Here is a 16,670-nt window from a genome sequence, read left to right as displayed (position 1 = left end):
ATCGCACCTGGTGAAAGAAAACAGCGCGTTCGGTATCTGACTGTGGGGGTTGTGCGGGCAGACGTAAAGGCGGGCCGGCCGGTGCCCCATCCGCACCGGCCGGCCCGCCCACTGGTGAGCGCGAATCAGAAGGTCAGCTTCCAGCTGTTGAGCGTGCCCGTGTCCTGCGCCGAGGTGTCCTGGACGCGCAGCTTCCAGGTGCCGTTGGCGGTCTCGCTCGACGCGTTCACCGTGTAGGTGGTGTTCACGTTGTCGGCGGAGTCCGACGCGGCGGACTTCAGACGGTACGTCGAACCGTCCGGCGCGACGAGGTCGATGACGAGGTCGCCGCGGTAGGTGTGGGTGATGTCGACGCCGACCTGGAGGGCCGAGGGAGCGTTGCCGCTGCGGCCGGTGACGCTGATCGGCGACTCGATCGCCGCGCCGTTGTCCGGGACGGCGACCGCGGTGGCGCTGGAGAAGGTCGTGCCGGTGGGCGTACCGCCCTTGACGGCCTGGACCGTCTTGGCGGCGTCCGCGAGGCCGGCGCCGCAGCCGCCCGAGCAGGTGCCGGGCAGGGCGCGGGCGTTGGCCTTGATGGCCGACTCGATCTGGGCCGGGGTGAGGGCGGAGTTCGCCGACTTCAGCAGCGCGGCGAGGCCCGCGACGTGCGGGGTGGCCATGCTGGTGCCCTGGTAGTAGGCGTAGTTCTCGCTCGACGGCGCCTTGGTGCCGGAGTTCAGCGTGGACAGGATGCCGTTGGCGGAGGAGGTGCGGGTCTCGCCGCCGGGGGCGGAGATGTCCACGAGAGAGCCGAAGTTGGAGTACGAGGCACGGCTGCCCGCGCGGTTGGTCGCGGCGACGGAGATGACGTTGTTGCAGTTCGCCGGAGAGGAGTTGGAGACGTTCTGGTTCTCGTTGCCGGCCGCGACGACGACCGAGGTGCCGCGGTTCACGGCGCCGGTGATGGCGCTCTGGGTGGCGGTGGAGCAGGCGCCGCCCCGCCGAGGCTCATGTTGATGACCTTGGCGACGTTGGTGTTGGCGGGGACGCCGGAGACCGTACCGCCGGAGGCCCAGGTGATGGCGTCGATGATGTCGGAGTCGTAGCCTCCGCACTTGCCGAGGACGCGGACCGGGGAGATCTTCGCGCCGTGGGCGATGCCGGCGATGCCCTTGCCGTTGTTGGTCGCGGCGGCGATGGTGCCGGCCACGTGGGTGCCGTGCCAGGAGGAGCTGGAGGCCGGGATGCCCTGGCCGCACTCGTTGGCGTTGTACCAGTCGCCCGGGTCGGCCGGGTTGCTGTCACGGCCGTTGCCGTCGACGGAGACCGCGGTGTCGGAGATGAAGTCGTAGCCGCCGACGATGTTCGCGGCCAGGTCGGAGTGGGCGACGTAGCCGGTGTCGATGACGGCGACGGTGACGCCGCTGCCGGTGGTGGTGTCCCAGGCGGCCGGGACGTTCATGCCGGCGGCGGACTCGAACAGGTCCCACTGCTTGCTGTAGTCGCTGTCGTTCGGGGTGACGGCCGTGGGCTTGTTCAGACGGTCCGGAACGACATAGGCGACCTGCGGGTCGGCCTCGTACTGGGCGACGACGTCGGCGACGGACGTCCGGGTGGTGTCGGTGCCCAGCTCGACGAGGGCCGCACCGGTGCCGAGGCGGCGCTGGAAGTCGACGTCCTCGCCCGTCTTCTCGGCCTTGGTCTCGGCGTCGGCGGCGGCGGCCTTGTTCGACTTGGCCTCGGCGGCGCCCGACTTGTAGCCGACGATGAGGCGCTCGGCCGGGGCGCCGGGGGCGGCCTCGGTCTGAGCGGTGGGGACGGCGGCGGGGCGCGGGGCGGACTCCTCGGCGACGGCGACCGAGGCCGGGGCGGCGGTCAGCAGGGCGGCGGAGACGACGGCGACGGATATCAGCTTCCGTCTGAGCTCTGGGGAGGTACGCACGGTCGTTGCCTTTCGTGGCCTGACTCCGGGCTGGGCGGAGCGGCGGTGGAGTCGCTTCGTCGTCGAAGCGGAGGGGGGTGGTTCGAAAAGCGACGCGATGGCCGGCCAGGCGCGAGAAGACGAGCGGACCCGTTCGGGGTTACCTGTAGGTCAGCTGTGCTCGGTGTGGTCGAACGATAGGCAAAGGGAAGGTCATCGGGATACAGGGGAAACCCTCGATCCGGCCGGGAACCCACCCTCTATGGCAGGCAGTTGGGCGCTAATGACCCCTTTTCGAACGCACCGTGCGCGGTGAACGCGCCGGGGCGGTTTCCCGTACTGCACTACCGACGCTGCCGCCCCGGCCGAGGAGACGCAGAGGGATGCCTCGTACGACCACACACCGCACCGCGCTCGCGGCCGTCCTCGTGACCCCGCTGCTGTTTCCGCTGTGGGCCGCCGGTCCGGCGGGGGCGCACGGCGCGCCGACGGATCCGGTGAGCCGGGTGGTGGCCTGCTCCCCCGAGGGCGGCGAGCGCGCCGGCTCGGCGGCGTGCCGCGCGGCCGTCGCGGCGAACGGTGCGCCCTTCACGGCGTGGGACAACCTGCGGCTCGCCAACGTGAACGGCCGTGACCGGCAGGTGGTCCCCGACGGGAAGCTGTGCAGCGGGGGGCTGCCCGCCTACCGGGGCCTGGACCTCGCCCGCGCCGACTGGCCGTCGACCCGGGTGACTCCCGGAGCGACCCTGACCATGCGGTACGTCTCGACGATCCCGCACACCGGCACGTTCCGGATGTACCTGACGGAGCCCGGATATGACCCGGCCGGGCCGCTGTCCTGGTCCGACCTGCCCGAGAAACCGTTCGCGGAGGTGGCGGACCCGGCCCTGACGGACGGCGCCTACCGCTTGGAGGCGACCCTGCCGTCGGACCGGACCGGGCGGCACGTGCTGTACACGGTGTGGCAGAACAGCAGCACGCCGGACACCTATTACTCGTGCTCGGACGTGGTGTTCCCGGAGAAGGAGGCGGCGGCTCCACAGAAGGAGTCAGCGTCTCCGGAGGAGAAGGAGCAGCAGGAGCAGCAGGAGGAACAGAAGGAGAGCGGGAAGGCGGAGGAGGAGAAGGAGCAGGAGCCGGGAGGGAACCCCGCCGCCCCGCAGCCGCAGCAGCAGGGCGAACACACGCCGGTCGCCGCCACCTCCGGCCCCGGCTCGGGCCCCTCCACGCCCATGCTGGCGGGCGGCGCCGCGGCGGTGCTGTTGCTCACCGGCGGCGCCGCCCTGGTGGTACGACTACGGCGACGCTGAACCAACCGTGCTGGAAGCTCAGTTGACGTTGATCGCCACGCCGCCCTTCGTCACCGGGGCGTACTTGGCGGTGAAGAAGGCGTTGCTGAAGCAGAGCGACGAACCGGAAACCTTCGTGAACTGCTGGTTGGTGAAGGAGATGCTGTGGTCGGTGTTGCTCGCCGTGCCGGTCAGGCTCGGTGCCTGGTAGACGCAGGTGATGCTGCCCAGCAGGGTGCGCAGCTTGACCGTGGACTGGATGGCGGAGCTCGCGCCCGGGGTCACGGAGACGGTGCCGTCGGAGGACACGCTGGCGGTGTAGGGCAGGTTGTCGACGGTGATGCCGCTGACGCCGAGCGAACCGACGACGTTGGTGGTACAGCCACTGGTGTCGAAGGTGTGCGAGGCCAGGGACTCGGTGGCGGTGCCCGGGGCGGCCGGATTGGCGGTGACCTTGGCGGAGAACGCCGACGAGGTGCACGAGATGCCGCTGGTGCCGGTCGCGCTGGAGTAGAAGGTGGCGGCGGTGCCGCTCGCCAGGGAGGCGTCGAGGACGTCGCCGACCGCGACGGCCGCGCCGTCGGTCGTGGTCAGGACCGGGGTGTCGGCCGCGGAGGCGGGGGCGGCGAGGCCGAGGGCGGCGACTGCGGCGGTGAGGGTGAGCAGGGTGCGCGTACGCATGCGGGTGTACCTCTTTCAGAAGCGGGGGTGAGGGGGGACGCACGTCGGGCGTCCGCCGTCGCCGGCCCGTCACGCCTTCTCCGTACGTGACGGACCGGCAACGGCAGTCCGGTCACCGGCCGGAGGCACGCACGGGGACGCGGCTCCTGCCGGACCGGGCGGGGGGTGGCTGGTGGCGCGGCTCCAGGGAAAGCGGCCGTGCCGTGGAGGGGTGGACTCGGGCGATGGAAAGCCCGTGCGAACGCACCGGGCGGCAGGATGCCCGTCCGGGACGCCCGTTCTGGAGGGGCGGTCCGGGGCGCGCGGACGGTGCCGCGCGGCGGATCCGGCGCCACGGATCCGATGAGACGAGGAGAGTTGTAGACCTACCGGTCAGTCAACGTCAAGGCTTCGCAGGCCAGTTGTGCGCCGGCTGAGAGTTTCCGAACGCGGTTGACTCACATGCGGCGCACATTCAACACTCTTTGTTCACACTTCCCTTGACCCTTCATGTAACCCCCGGTAACTTCCGAGTCGGCTACTGCGTCGTAACGAGAAAGCCTCTGCAGCCGACGGGAGTTGCGAGGAGACGTACGTACGCGGTCGGTGTCCGCGCCAGGGCAACGTGCCACCGAAGTCCGATCCGCACCGACACGCACCTGGAGCAGACATGACCTCCTCCGCCGAGCACACTCCCGAAAGACCGGACGGCCCCGCAGCCGCGGACGCCGCCGGCGCCCCCGCGCGCCCCGGGCGGGTCCGGGCACGCCGGGCCGCGGTGATGGCGGTGCCGGCCACCCTGGTCGCCGCGAGCCTCGCGGTCCTCACCGCCGAGGGGGCGCTGGGCGTGCAGTTCGCCATCTCCGGCATGCCCTTCACGGTCACCGCCACCGAGCTGAAGGGCAACGGCTTCGCCCAGTTCGGCGGTCTGGACGAGATGGCCGAGGGCAGCCCCAACGCGGGTGAGACCGGCGGCCAGGTCCTGGTCGTCACCTCCGTGATCAAGGACGCGACGCTCACCAAGCTGTGCCAGAGCGTGGACCTGGGCGGCACGAACCTGATCATCAAGGCGGGTGAAGGTGCGAAGAAGGTCCGGGCCACCGACCTGACCACCGACTCCACCCAGCTCTCGGGCGACGCCTCCTTCAAGAACATCGAGATCGGCAACGACGCCAGCAAGCTCAACAAGGCCGGGAAACTGGGCCGCGGGCCGATCGGCGTGTTCAGTCAGCAGTCCGACACCGTACGCATCAAGAACCTGCGGCAGACCAACTACGCCACGACGGCCGGTGTGTTCAAGCTGCCCGGGCTGAAGCTGGGCTTCGGCGAGTCGGGCTGCTGATGTCCGGCGGCTCACGAGGGAACGTCCGGTCCGCCTTCCGCCGGTGGCGGGCGGGCCGTCCCTTCTGGGGCGGGCTGCTGCTCACCCTGGGCGGGGCGGAGGTCCTGCTCACCCTGAAGGCGTCGCTGGACGTCGTCCTGCACGTCGGCATGCAGGGTCTGGCCGGCTATCTGCTTCCGGCCGTGATGCTGCTGTGCGGTGTGCTGATCCTCTTCAACCCCTCCCAGCGCCTGTTCTACTCGGTCATCGGGGTACTGGTCTCCCTGGGGGCCTGGATGACCTCGAACCTGGGCGGCTTCTTCGTGGGCATGCTCCTGGGCATCGTCGGCAGCTGCCTCACCTTCGGCTGGCTTCCGGACCAGGAGCCGCGCGTCAGCCGGCGGCAGCGCAGGAAGGCCGCCAAGGCCGCGCGGACGGAGGCGCCGCCCCTGGAGCGGGAGGCCGGACAGACCGTCTGAATCAGGCCCCGTGACTCTCTTCAGGCCAGTGATCCCGCACCCCCTGGCATCGCCCGGCCGCGGCCACTTGGCTGGACAGGCCACGCACCCGCCCACCAGGCGGTGCGCGGCCTACGAACAGCCGTCAGCCCAGGGAGAGTCCGATGGATCAGTCCCACCCGATTGTGATCGACCCGTCCGGCCGCGACATCCACGGCGAGGCGACCCGGATCCGCGAGCTCGGACCCGTCACCCCCGTCGAGCTCCCCCACGGTGTCCCGGCCTGGGCGGTCAGCAGCACCCCGCTGCTGAAGCGGCTGCTCACCGACCCGCGGGTGTCCAAGGACCCACGCCGGCACTGGCAGCGCTGGGCCGACGGCCAGGTCTCACCGGACTGGCCGCTGTACACCTGGGTCGCGGTACAGAACATGTTCACCGCCTACGGCACCGAGCACAAACGGCTGCGCACCCTTGTCTCCAAGGCGTTCACCGGCCGCCGCACCAACGCGCTGCGGCCGCGGATCGAGGAGATCACCGCGGCGCTGCTCGACCGGGTCGCCAAGGCCGGGACCGGCGGCGGCGCGGACGGCCACGCGGTCGATCTGCGGGAGGAGTTCTGCTACCCGCTGCCCATCCAGGTCATCGGCGAACTGCTCGGCCTGCCCGAGGAGCTGGGGGACGAACTGCGGGTCGTGGTGGACGGCGTCTTCCACACCTCGGCCGACGCGGCCGAGGTCGCCGACATCTACGCCCGGTTCTACGCCGTCCTCGGTGAACTCGTCGCCGTGAAACGCGCGGCGCCCGGCGACGACCTCACCTCCGCGCTGATCGCGGCCCACGAGGAGGAGAGCGGCACCCGGCTCAGCGAGCAGGAACTGCTCGACACACTGATGCTGATGATCAGCGCCGGTCACGAGACGACGGTCAACCTGCTCGACAACGCCGTCCACGCGCTGCTCACCCACCCCGACCAGCTCGCGCACGTCCGCGACGGGCGCGCCTCCTGGGACGATGTGATCGAGGAGACCCTGCGGGCCGAGGCACCGGTGGCCAGCCTCCCGCTGCGGTACGCCGTCGAGGATCTGCCGCTCGGTGAACTGGGCGGCCCCGACGGCGCGGTGATCCGCAAGGGCGAGGCGATCCTCGCCGCGTACGCCGCCGCGGGACGCGACCCGGAGCACCACGGCGCGGACGCCGCCGTCTTCGACGTCACCCGCGCCGCGAAGGACCATCTGGCCTTCGGGTACGGCGTCCACCACTGCCTGGGCGCCCCGCTCGGCCGGCTGGAGGCGCGCGTGGCCCTGCCTGCCCTGTTCGAGCGGTTCCCCGGCCTCACCCTCGCCGTACCGGCCGAGGAGCTGCGGCCGGTGGACTCGTTCATCTCGCACGGCCATCGGACGCTGCCGGTCCTGACGGGCTGACGGGTCCCGCGGAGGGCGCCGGATCATCCGGCTCTCCGGCGGCCGGTCCTCCGGCGCCCTCCTCCTTCAGTGCCTTCGCCTCGCTCTTGAGGATCCGCATCGAGCGGCCGAGTGAACGCGCCGTGTCCGGCAGTTTCTTCGAGCCGAACAGGACGATCACGACGATCGCCACGATCAGCAGATGCCAGGGCTCCAGTCCGTTGCGCAGCACGTCATGCCCTCCCTCTCTTCAACAGTTGCTACATTGCGCAACTGTACAACCCCCGGACGAGAGGCAAGCGGACGCCGATGACGGTCAGCAGCATGCGCAGGACAGAGCCACCACGGCACCGGGTCGCGCCCCGGGACCAGAGGCGGCGGCGGGGTCGCCGCCGGGGCCCACGCGTCGCCCTCCTGGTCTGCCTGGCCCTGCTGGTGCTCGCCGCGGGCGGTGCCGGCTGGCTGTATCTGAAGCTGGACGGCAGCATCAGCACCTTCGATTCCGGCGGCCTGTCCGACAACCGCCCCTCGGCCGGCTCGTCGAAGGGCGAGAACATCCTGGTCATCGGCTCCGACACCCGCACCGGCGGCAACAGCGTGCTGGGCGGCGGCGAGAAGGACGACGTGGGCCGCTCCGACACCGCGTTCCTGCTGCATGTCTACGCCGACCACCGGCACGCCCTCGCCGTCTCCATACCGCGCGACACCCTGGTCACCGTCCCGTCCTGCGAACTGCCCGACGGCAACTGGACCAAGGCGCGACCGGACACGATGTTCAACGCCGCGTACTCGGTCGGCCAGACCGCCAAGGGCAACCCCGCCTGCACCCAGAACACGGTCGAACAGCTCACCGGGCTGCGCGTCGACCACACGGTCGTCGTCGACTTCAAGGGCTTCGCACGGCTGACGGAGGTGGTGGGCGGCGTACGGGTGTGCCTGCCGAAGGACGTGTACGAGAACGACCTGAACCCGCACCTCACCGCACCCGGCAAGCTGCTGTTCCACAAGGGCGAGCAGCGCGTATCGGGGCAGCGGGCGCTGGACTACGTGCGGATCCGGCACGGAATAGGCGACGGCAGCGACATCGGCCGGATCAAGCGGCAGCAGGCGTTCGTGGCCAGTCTGCTGAAGGAGGTGAAGAGCAAGGGCCTCACCCCGACGCGGCTGTTGCCGCTGGCCGACGCCGCCACCGAGTCGCTGACCGTCGACCCCGGCCTCGGCTCCGCCGACAAGCTGATCTCCTTCGCCATGTCCCTGAAGGACATCGACCTGCACAACACGAAGTTCGTCACCCTGCCCTGGCGCTATGAGGGTTCCCGGGTGGCGATCGTGCAGCCGGACGCCGAGGCCCTGTGGGCCGCGCTCAAGGCCGACCGCACGATCGACGGCCAGGACGCCGGCCGAAAGCAGACCGGACCGTCTGGTTCCGCCGACCTGGCGGCGCCCCCCTCCGCCTCCTCGACCCCCGGGCCGGTCTCCGGTGACGGCATCGAGGTCGCCCTCTACAACGGCACCGCCGTGCCCGGCCTGGCCGCCCGCGCCGCCGAGGCCCTCACCGCGGACGGCTTCAGCGTCACGGGTACGGCGACGGCGTCCGCCCAGGACCACACGACCACACTGGTCGAGTACGGCCCCGGCCTCGAGGACCGGGCCCGGACCGTCGCGGCTGCCTTCCCCGGCGCCGGGCTGCGGTCGGTGACCGGCAGCGGGATCAGCGTCGTACTGGGGCAGTCCTACGCCGACAGCCCGTCAGCGACCGCGTCCGCCTCACCGGCTCCGGCCTCCGTGCCGTCCGAGGTCGCCGACGGGGCCCGTTCGGCGGACGACAACCCCTGCTCGGACCTCACCTACGGCTGACGCCGCCGGTGCCCGGCCCTGGCCGCCGTCAGGGCCAGGGCGTACAGGCCGAGCACCACGGCGGGCAGCAGGTAGTACGCGGCGGGCAGGGCCGTCATGCCGAGGGCGCCGCCGAGGGGGCTCGGCGGCAGCAGCAGGCCGACGGCGGCGAGACCGGCCGCCGCCAGGCCGACCGGGCCCGGCACCCTGCTCCCCCCGACGCGCCGGCCGGTGCGCAGGAGCAGCATCACCAGGGCCTGTGTGAGCAGGTTCTCGGTGAACCAGGCGGAGTGGAACACGGCCTCGTCGTCCACCGTGTCGGGGCCGTCGAGGGCGAGGGCGAGGACGGCGAAGGTGGCGAGGTCGGCGAGCGCGTTGAGCAGTCCGAAGCCCGTGACGAACCGGAGGAAGGAGCGCGGCCGCAGCACGGCCGGGCCGCGCAACGCGGCCGCACCGGGACGGTCGTGGGCGAAGGCGAGCTGGGCCGCGTCGAAGCACAGGTTCTGCGCGAGCACCTGAGCCGGCAGCATCGGCAAGAAGGGCAGGAGGAGTCCCGCGGCGAGCATGGCGACGACGTTGCCCAGGTTGGAGGAGAGCGTGACGCGCAGGTAGGAGGCGATGTTGCCGCTCGCGTGCCGGCCGGCCGTGATCGCGTGGCCGATCGCCGTGAGGTCCTTCTCGGCGAGGACGACATCGGCGCTCTCCCGGGCCACGCCGACGGCGGAGCGGGGCGCGATACCGACGTCGGCGGCCCGCAGCGCGGCCACGTCGTTCACACCGTCGCCGAGGAAGCCGACGGTGTGCCCGGCGGCGCGCAGGGCGGCGACGAGGCGGGCCTTGTCCTCAGGGGTGCAGCGGGCGACCACGGTCGCCGCGTCCGCGTCCCCGGCGTGTTCCAGCTGTGCGGCGGTCCGTACCCGCCCCGGATCCAGGCCCAGTTCCCGGCAGGCCCGGGCCGCCGTGGCCGGGTGGTCGCCGGTGAGGACCTTGACGGTGACGCCGCGGTCGGCCAGGCCGCGCAGTGCCTCGGCGGCGGTCGGGGTGAGGGCGTCCCGGAAGGTCACCAGGCCCCGGAAGGCCAGGCCCCGGGGGTCGGCCGGGGAGCCCGCCCCGGCAGGCCGGTCGGCGGTGGCGAGCGCCAGCACCCGAAGCCCGGTGTCCGCCTCCAGGGCGGCGAGGGCGAGCAGCCGGTCGCGCTCGCCGGGCTCGGTCGCGCAGCGCTCCAGCACGGCCTCGACGGCACCGGTGACGACGACCGTGTGCCGTCCGAGGGAACCTCGTACCACCGCCGTCGCGATCCGCCGTGCCGGGTCGAACGGCACGGCGTCCACCCCGTCGTACTCCTCGCCCACCGGCCCGGCCGCCTCCAGCAGGGCCTCGTCGAGGGCGTCGGGGGCGGGCAGTTCGGCGAGCTGGAGGGTCCACCAGGCGCCGACGCCGGCCCAGTGCAGCACCTCCGGGTCGTCGCGGCCGGCCGGGTCGAGGGACCGCTGGACCACCGGCCGGTCCTGGGTGAGCGTGCCGGTCTTGTCGACGCACAGCACGTCGACGGCGCCCAGGTCGTGCAGCGCCGGCAGCCGTTTCACGATGACGCCGTGTGTGCGGGCCAGGAGGGCGGCGCCCCGGGCCAGACAGGTGGTGACGATCACCGGCAGCATCTCGGGCGTCAGACCGACGGCGACCGCGACGGCGAAGGGCAGGGTCTCCAGGCCGCGTCCGCGCAACGCCGCGTTGGCCATCAGGACCAGAGGCGGGGTCAGCAGCATGAACCGGATCAGCACCCAGGAGATCCCGTGCACGGACCGGTCGAAGGCCCCGCCCTGCCGGTGCGCGGCGGGCTGCCGGTGAGCGGCGGCGAACCGGGTCCCGGTGCCGGTGGCGACCACGACGGCGGTGGCGGTGCCCGAGGCGACGGTGCTGCCCTGGAAACACAGGAGGGACTCGCCCGCCCCGTCCACGGCACTCTTGCCCACCGGCGCCGACTCCCCGGTGAGGGCCGCCTCGTGCACCGTGAGCCCCCGCGCCCGCAGCAGACGTACGTCCGCCGGGACCAGGTCCCCCGGGCCGAGGCGGATCACATCGCCGGGGACCAGTTCGGCGACCGGGACCTCCCGGGACTCCGGCGGCTCCCCGCCGTCGGCGCGGCGGAGCACCGCGGCCGTGCCTGCGACCAGCTCGCGCAGGGCGGACATGGCCCGGTCGGCCCGGTGCTCCCCGGTCGCGCGCAGCACGCAGCTCACCGCGACCAGGGCGAGGATGACCACCCCGGTGCCCCAGGAGGCGACCGCGACGGACACCAGGCCGAGGCAGAGCAGGACGGCGGTGAAGGGGTCGCGCAGGGCACGCACGGTCCTCAGGGGCCAGGAGGGTATGCGCACGTCCGGCAGCGTGTTCTCGCCGGAGGTGATCAGCCTCGCCGCAGCCTCGGCCTCGGTCAGCCCCCGGGGCCCCGACTCGAGCCGCCTCAGCACCTCAAGGGTGGTGCCCTCGGCGACCTCAGAGGCCATGGAGCCGGCGGCGCGCCGGTGCGGCGCGGTCGGTGAGCCGGCCCACCAGGAGCCGTACGACGTCGACGATGTCGGGGTCGTCGACGTAATACACCTGCCGGCGGCCCTCGCGGCGGGATCGGACGAGGCCGGCCAGCTTCAGCTTGGTGAGGTGCTGGCTGACCGCGGGCAGCGCGCCGCCGACCCGCTCCGCGAGCCCGGTCACGTCGCTCTCGCCCTGGGCCAGCGCCCAGACGATGTGCAGTCGCGCGGGCGAGGCCAGCAGCCCGAACGCCGCGGCCGCCTGGGCGAGCACGTCGGCGGACGGGTCCTCGAAGCCACTGCCGGCTGCCGCCACCGTCATCGCCCTTCTGTCGTGTCCGTCGCGTCGTGTCCGTCTCGTCGTCGCGTCCCGTCGCCCCGCGAGCCGCACCAGTTTAGGCGGCCTGCGGCACCCTCCCCGGAAAGCTGTTTCTTCCCTCGCGGGGCCAGGAGTGATGGAATCGCGCGCAGCGGTCCAACTGTGGCCGATGGCAGGCGAGTTGCGTACAGGGAGACCCGGATGCCGGAGCACCGCATCGACACCGAGAGCGCGCACTCCGCGCGCATCTACGACTACATCCTCGGCGGGGACGACAACTACCCCGCCGACCGGGAGGCGGGCGACGCCATGTGCCGCGAGTGGCCCGCCCTGCCGGTCCACATGCGGGCCAACCGCGACTTCATGCACCGCGCCGTGCGGTATCTCGCCGCCGAGGCGGGGATACGCCAGTTCCTCGACATCGGTACCGGCATCCCGACCTCGCCCAACCTGCACGAGATCGCCCAGGCCGAGGCCCCGGACGCGCGGGTCGTCTACGTCGACAACGACCCGCTCGTCCTCTCCCTCTCCCAGGGACTGCTGTCCGGCACACCCGAGGGCGGGACGGCGTACGTCGAGGCGGACATGCGCGACCCGGCGGCCGTCCTCGGCGCCTCTGGCTTCCGGGAGACCCTCGACCTGTCGCAGCCGGTCGCGCTGACCGTCATCGCGATCGTGCACTTCATGCTGGACGAGCATGACGCCGTCGGCATCGTCCGCAGGCTCCTCGACCCGCTGCCGCCCGGCAGCTGCCTGGCGATGTCCGTCGGCACCGCCGACTTCGCGCCCGACGAGGTCGGCCGGGTGGCCCGGGAGTACGCCGCGCGCGGCATGCCGATGCGGCTGCGGACCCTGCCCGAGGCGGCGGAGTTCTTCGAGGGTCTCGACCTGGTGGAGCCCGGCATCACGCAGGTCCACAAGTGGCGCCCTAACCGCACGGACGGTACGGAAAGCGGCGGTGCCGGGAACAGTGTCACGATCCGGGACGAGGACATCGCGATGTACGGGGCGGTTGCGCGCAAGCCGTAGCCGGGGAAAGGGTCCCTGGCCTGGCCGTTCGGCCCGTCGGACGGATCATCACGATGCGGCAGCGGCAACTCACGGCTTGTGGCCGCTCACTTGACGACCAGTGGTCACACACGGTTGGCTCCGAGCCAGAGAGAGTCATCGGGTCGTGCACGTTCACGGCCCCGCTGTGCTCTCACCCTGCTCTTGCTCGGCCGCACAGCGAGGTCCACCCCCATGAACGCTCCTCCCCCGCAGCCCACCTCCGTGAGACTCTCCCGATCCGTGGCCCTGGCCTTGGCCGCGTGGCTGCTGGTGTCCGGTTGCTCCGTCCTCGGCGCGGCCGAAGACGGGGCGGATTCGGCAACCACGTCCGGCGGCGGGATGAAGGTCGCCCTGGTGACGCACGGCGGCAAGGGCGACGCCTTCTGGGACCTGGTGCGGTCAGGCGCGGAGGCGGCGGCCGCCAAGGACGGCATCGACCTGACGTACGCCGGCGACTCCGACCCGGCCGCGCAGGCCGCGCTGGTGAAGGACGCGGTCCGCGACAAGGTCGACGGCATCGCCGTGACGCTGGCGAAGCCGGCGGCGATGCGCGGCCCGGTCGCCCAGGCCAAGGCGGCCGGCATCCCCGTCGTCGGGCTCAACTCCGGTATCGACGCCTGGCGCCCCGCGGGACTCCTGGAGTATTTCGGCCAGGACGAGTTCGTCGCAGGCCGGGCCGTCGGCGACAAGCTGGACGAGGTCAAGGCCAAGCACGCCCTGTGCGTGGTGCACGAGCGGGGCAACGTGGCGCTGGAGGCCCGCTGCGCCGGCGTGCGGAAGACGTTCCGCGGCGACACCGACAACCTGTACGTGGACGGCGCCGACATGAACGCGGTGACCGACACGATCGCGTCCCGGCTGCGCCAGGACACGAGCATCGACAAGGTCGTCACCCTGGGCGCCCAGTACGGGCTCAGCGCCGTCAAAGCCGTCAGGCAGGCCGGCAGCAGGGCCGAGGTGGCCACCTTCGACCTCAACAAGGACCTGGTCAAGGCGGTCCAGCGCGGCGATGTGCAGTTCGCCGTGGACCAGCAGCCGTATCTGCAGGGCTACCTCGCGGTGGACGCCCTGTGGCTGTACCGCGTCAACGGCAACGTCAGCGGCGGCGGGACGACTCCGGTGCTCACCGGTCCCGCGTTCGTGACCAGGTCGAACGTGTCCGCTGTGGCACGGTTCGCCGCCGCCGGAACCCGGTGACCGGACACTTTCTGTGACGGTGTCGCCAAAGATTCGGTCAGGCCCGGTTCGCACGCCCACTTGTACGGATAACATCCTGCGCATCCCATGTGCCGCGCCCGGCACGCTCCCCCTCCCGCGCCCGTCCCCCGCCCTCCCCGACCGTTCCGCTTCCCCGTTCCTCGCTCCCCGCTGATCGCCCTAGGACGACGATGTCTCGACGGACAGGTGCCCGGCGCCGTCTCGGTTCCATACGCCTCTCCCTGTGGCTGCTGGCCCTGGTGCCCAGCGTCACCCTCGCCGCCATGTGGGGTGTGACGACGATCCAGATGTTCTCGGAGGGCCTGCGGCTGCGGGACCAGACGGAGCTGAGCCGGTCGACCGGCGCCATGGGCACCGACGCGACGCTCGCGCTGCAGCGGGAGCGCAGCCTGTCGGCCGCCTGGCTGGCCTCCCCGCAGGGCTCCCGCACCGCCCTCGACGCGCAGCGCGAGGAGACCGACAAGGCCGTCGCGAAGCTGGTCGGGCAGGCGGACGCGATCGAGAAGGCGCCCTCCCGCATCTCCGACCGGCTGTACTCGGTACTGGGCTCGGTGGGGAGCCTCGAGTACTACCGGGACCAGGTGGACGACCCCACCGACATCACCCCCCAGCAGGCGCTGGACCAGTACTCCTCGATCATCGACGACCAGATCCACGCCTTCCAGGAGCTCTCCCAGGTCGACGACGGCGACCTCACCTCGCAGGCCGGTCCGCTGGTCGCGCTGGAGCACGCGGCGGAGCTGGTCTCCAGGGAGGACGCGCAGCTGACCCTGGCCTGGCCGTCGGGGCATCTGGACGACAAGGCGTGGGTGCAGTACGCGGAACTCGTGAACACCCGGCGCTGGCTGGTCCAGGACCAGGTCGTGCCCCAGCTGACCGGCGAGGCCAAGGCACGGACCGAGCGGATCCTGGCGAGCCCTGAGTGGCGGACGCTGGAGTCGATCGAGGACCAGGTGCTGGCGGCCCGGAACTCCAGCGCCGACGCGGACCGCATCGCCCTGCCGGACGCGCGGCAGCGGTGGAACTCCGCCATGGACAAGCTGTCGGCGCACTACGCGAGTCTCATCGAGCAGCAGACGACGGGGCTGCTGGAACGCAGCGCCGAAAAGGCGGACGGGACGCTGATCAAGGCGGCGTCCCTGAGCGCCGGCGGGCTGCTCGCGCTGCTGTTGTGCGTCGGCATGTCCTGGCGGATCACCCGCTCGCTGTCGCGGCGGCTGCGCGGTCTGCGCCTGGCCACCCTGAGCCTCGCGAAGGAGCGGCTGCCGGACGTGGTGGCGCGGCTGGAGCGGGGCGAGACGGTCGACCCGGAGTCGGCGACGACCCCGCTGGACTACGGGCACGACGAACTCGGCCAGGTGGCCCAGGCGTTCAACACCGCCCAGCGCACGGCCGTGCACACCGCGGTCGAACTCGCCGACACCCGGCGCGGTTTCCAGAAGGTCATCCTGGGCATCGCCCGGCAGAGCCAGAACCTGGTCAACCTCCAGCTGAGCAAGCTCGACGCGCTGGAGCGCGAGCACAGCGACCCCGACATCCTCAAGGGCCTGTACGAACTGGACTCCACGGCCAGCCAGTTGCGCCGCTACGAGGAGAACCTCGTCATCGTCAGCGGCGAACGGCCGGGCCGCAGCTGGGCCGAGCCGGTCGCGCTGATGGACATCCTGCGCAGCGCGGTCGGCGAGGTCGCCGAGTACCAGCGGGTGGAGGTGCACACCGAGGAGGAGGTGTACGTCGCCCCGCCCGCGGTCGCCGACGTCATCCATCTGCTGGCCGAGCTCATCGACAACGCGACCGCGTACTCCCCCGCCCCGAGCCCCGTGACGGTACGGGCCCAGATGGTGGCCAAGGGGCTCGCCGTCGAGGTCGAGGACCGCGGCCTCGGCATGTCGGAGGAGGACTACGCGTCGTTTAACGAACAGCTCGCGGTGCCACCGCAGTTCGACGTGGTCGCCCTCGCCGACGACCTGCGCCTCGGCATGTTCGTGATAGCCCAGCTGGCCCACCGGCACGGCATCGCCGCCACCCTGCGCTCGTCGCCGTACGGCGGGACCACGGCGATCGTGCTGATACCGCACGACATCGTGGTCCGGGAAGTCCCGCCGTCGTCCAACGGCGCCCCCGGCGCCCGGAACGCGAAGTCCCTGAACGGCACGCACACCCTGACGGCCCTCGGCGGCCCCAGGGGCACGGGCGGCGGCGGGGGCCCGGAGGGCGGGCGAGGCTCGGGCGGCGAACACGGCTCGGACGACGGGCAGGACTCGGGAGACGGCCGAAGCTCGGTGGACGCGCAACGCTCGGGCGACGACGGGCAGAACTCGGCGGGTGCAGAGGGCGCCACCGGTACCGGCGGCAGCACCGGCACCGCCGGTTCCGGTCGTGAGCCGCGGCCCCTCGTCGCCGCCCGGACCGCATCCGCCGCTCGCACCCCCCGCGGGGGCGGTCTCGCCCCGCTGCCCCGTCGTGTGCCGCAGACCAGCCTGGTCGAGGAACTGCGTGAGGAGTCCGCGCCCTCGGGCGACGACGGCTCCCTCGACGACTTCACCGCGGAAGCCGCCGCCTCCTCCCTGGCCGGTTTCCAGCGCGGCACGCTCCGGGCCCGTGACGAGGACCCGGCCGCATCACCCCGGCAGGCCGCCGCCGATTCCGTCCCCTCGACTCCGCCCGCCGACCGCTGACGAAGGACTC

The 16,670-nt window shown here is 72.1% G+C and carries 12 protein-coding genes and 1 pseudogene; 8 read left to right on the top strand and 5 right to left on the bottom strand.

The window, feature by feature from the left end:
• Window positions 1-125 precede the first annotated feature (125 nt).
• Window positions 126-1,924: pseudogene (locus tag ACQEV8_RS34420) on the bottom strand (S8 family peptidase).
• A 362-nt stretch (window positions 1,925-2,286) separates the two neighbouring features.
• Between ACQEV8_RS34420 and ACQEV8_RS34415 the strand changes: the two are divergent.
• Entirely contained in the window at window positions 2,287-3,213 is a 927-nt protein-coding gene (locus ACQEV8_RS34415; protein WP_432968187.1) for a lytic polysaccharide monooxygenase, read from the top strand.
• 18 nt (window positions 3,214-3,231) lie between these two features.
• Here ACQEV8_RS34415 and ACQEV8_RS34410 read toward each other — a convergent pair whose 3' ends face one another.
• Window positions 3,232-3,873 carry a Tat pathway signal sequence domain protein gene (locus ACQEV8_RS34410; protein WP_432968184.1) on the bottom strand — a complete coding sequence of 214 codons (642 nt, stop codon included), beginning with the start codon at window positions 3,871-3,873 and terminating at the stop codon, window positions 3,232-3,234.
• Window positions 3,874-4,522: 649 nt separating this feature from the next.
• Between ACQEV8_RS34410 and ACQEV8_RS34405 the strand changes: the two genes are divergently transcribed.
• From ACQEV8_RS34405 to ACQEV8_RS34395, 3 genes are all read left to right on the top strand, one after another.
• Window positions 4,523-5,194 carry a DUF6230 family protein gene (locus ACQEV8_RS34405; RefSeq protein WP_432968181.1) on the top strand — a complete coding sequence of 224 codons (672 nt, stop codon included), beginning with the start codon at window positions 4,523-4,525 and terminating at the stop codon, window positions 5,192-5,194.
• A complete protein-coding gene (locus ACQEV8_RS34400; protein ID WP_432968178.1) occupies window positions 5,194-5,652 on the top strand; it encodes a DUF6114 domain-containing protein in 459 nt (152 codons plus the stop codon). Before ACQEV8_RS34405 ends, ACQEV8_RS34400 begins: the two co-directional genes overlap by 1 nt.
• Window positions 5,653-5,795: 143 nt before the next feature.
• Window positions 5,796-7,052, top strand: a complete 1,257-nt coding sequence (locus ACQEV8_RS34395; protein WP_432968175.1) for a cytochrome P450 family protein — start codon at window positions 5,796-5,798, stop codon at window positions 7,050-7,052.
• On the opposite strand, the gene tatA is transcribed toward ACQEV8_RS34395, so the two are convergent.
• A complete protein-coding gene (gene tatA / locus ACQEV8_RS34390) occupies window positions 7,009-7,263 on the bottom strand; it encodes a Sec-independent protein translocase subunit TatA (RefSeq protein WP_432968172.1) in 255 nt (84 codons plus the stop codon). The two genes, ACQEV8_RS34395 and tatA, sit on opposite strands and share 44 nt — an antisense overlap.
• A 92-nt stretch (window positions 7,264-7,355) precedes the next feature.
• Here tatA and ACQEV8_RS34385 point away from each other — a divergent pair, with 92 nt between their 5' ends.
• Window positions 7,356-8,888 carry an LCP family protein gene (locus ACQEV8_RS34385; RefSeq protein WP_432968169.1) on the top strand — a complete coding sequence of 511 codons (1,533 nt, stop codon included), beginning with the start codon at window positions 7,356-7,358 and terminating at the stop codon, window positions 8,886-8,888.
• Here the strand turns inward: ACQEV8_RS34385 and mgtA are convergent.
• A complete protein-coding gene (gene mgtA, locus ACQEV8_RS34380) occupies window positions 8,879-11,374 on the bottom strand; it encodes a magnesium-translocating P-type ATPase (RefSeq protein WP_432968166.1) in 2,496 nt (831 codons plus the stop codon). The two genes, ACQEV8_RS34385 and mgtA, sit on opposite strands and share 10 nt — an antisense overlap.
• Window positions 11,364-11,717: an ArsR/SmtB family transcription factor gene (locus ACQEV8_RS34375; protein WP_432968163.1), complete on the bottom strand. Its 354-nt coding sequence runs from the start codon at window positions 11,715-11,717 to the stop codon at window positions 11,364-11,366. The genes mgtA and ACQEV8_RS34375 overlap by 11 nt, the downstream gene beginning before the upstream one ends.
• A 198-nt stretch (window positions 11,718-11,915) precedes the next feature.
• On the opposite strand from ACQEV8_RS34375, the gene ACQEV8_RS34370 reads away from it, so the two are divergent.
• The 3 genes from ACQEV8_RS34370 (at window position 11,916) to ACQEV8_RS34360 (ending at window position 16,660) form a co-directional block, all read left to right on the top strand.
• Window positions 11,916-12,743: an SAM-dependent methyltransferase gene (locus ACQEV8_RS34370; RefSeq protein ID WP_432968160.1), complete on the top strand. Its 828-nt coding sequence runs from the start codon at window positions 11,916-11,918 to the stop codon at window positions 12,741-12,743.
• A gap of 213 nt (window positions 12,744-12,956) precedes the next feature.
• Window positions 12,957-13,961, top strand: a complete 1,005-nt coding sequence (locus ACQEV8_RS34365; protein WP_432968157.1) for a substrate-binding domain-containing protein — start codon at window positions 12,957-12,959, stop codon at window positions 13,959-13,961.
• Window positions 13,962-14,152: 191 nt separating this feature from the next.
• Window positions 14,153-16,660 (top strand): sensor histidine kinase, encoded by a 2,508-nt coding sequence (locus ACQEV8_RS34360; RefSeq protein WP_432968154.1) that lies wholly within the window; start codon window positions 14,153-14,155, stop codon window positions 16,658-16,660.
• Window positions 16,661-16,670 lie beyond the last annotated feature (10 nt).

The sequence above is a fragment of the Streptomyces sp. CA-179760 genome, assembly GCF_050937045.1.
GTDB lineage: Bacteria > Actinomycetota > Actinomycetes > Streptomycetales > Streptomycetaceae > Streptomyces.
The sequence above is the reverse complement of the archived record's forward strand: the minus strand, read 5'-3'. Positions and strand labels throughout refer to the sequence as shown.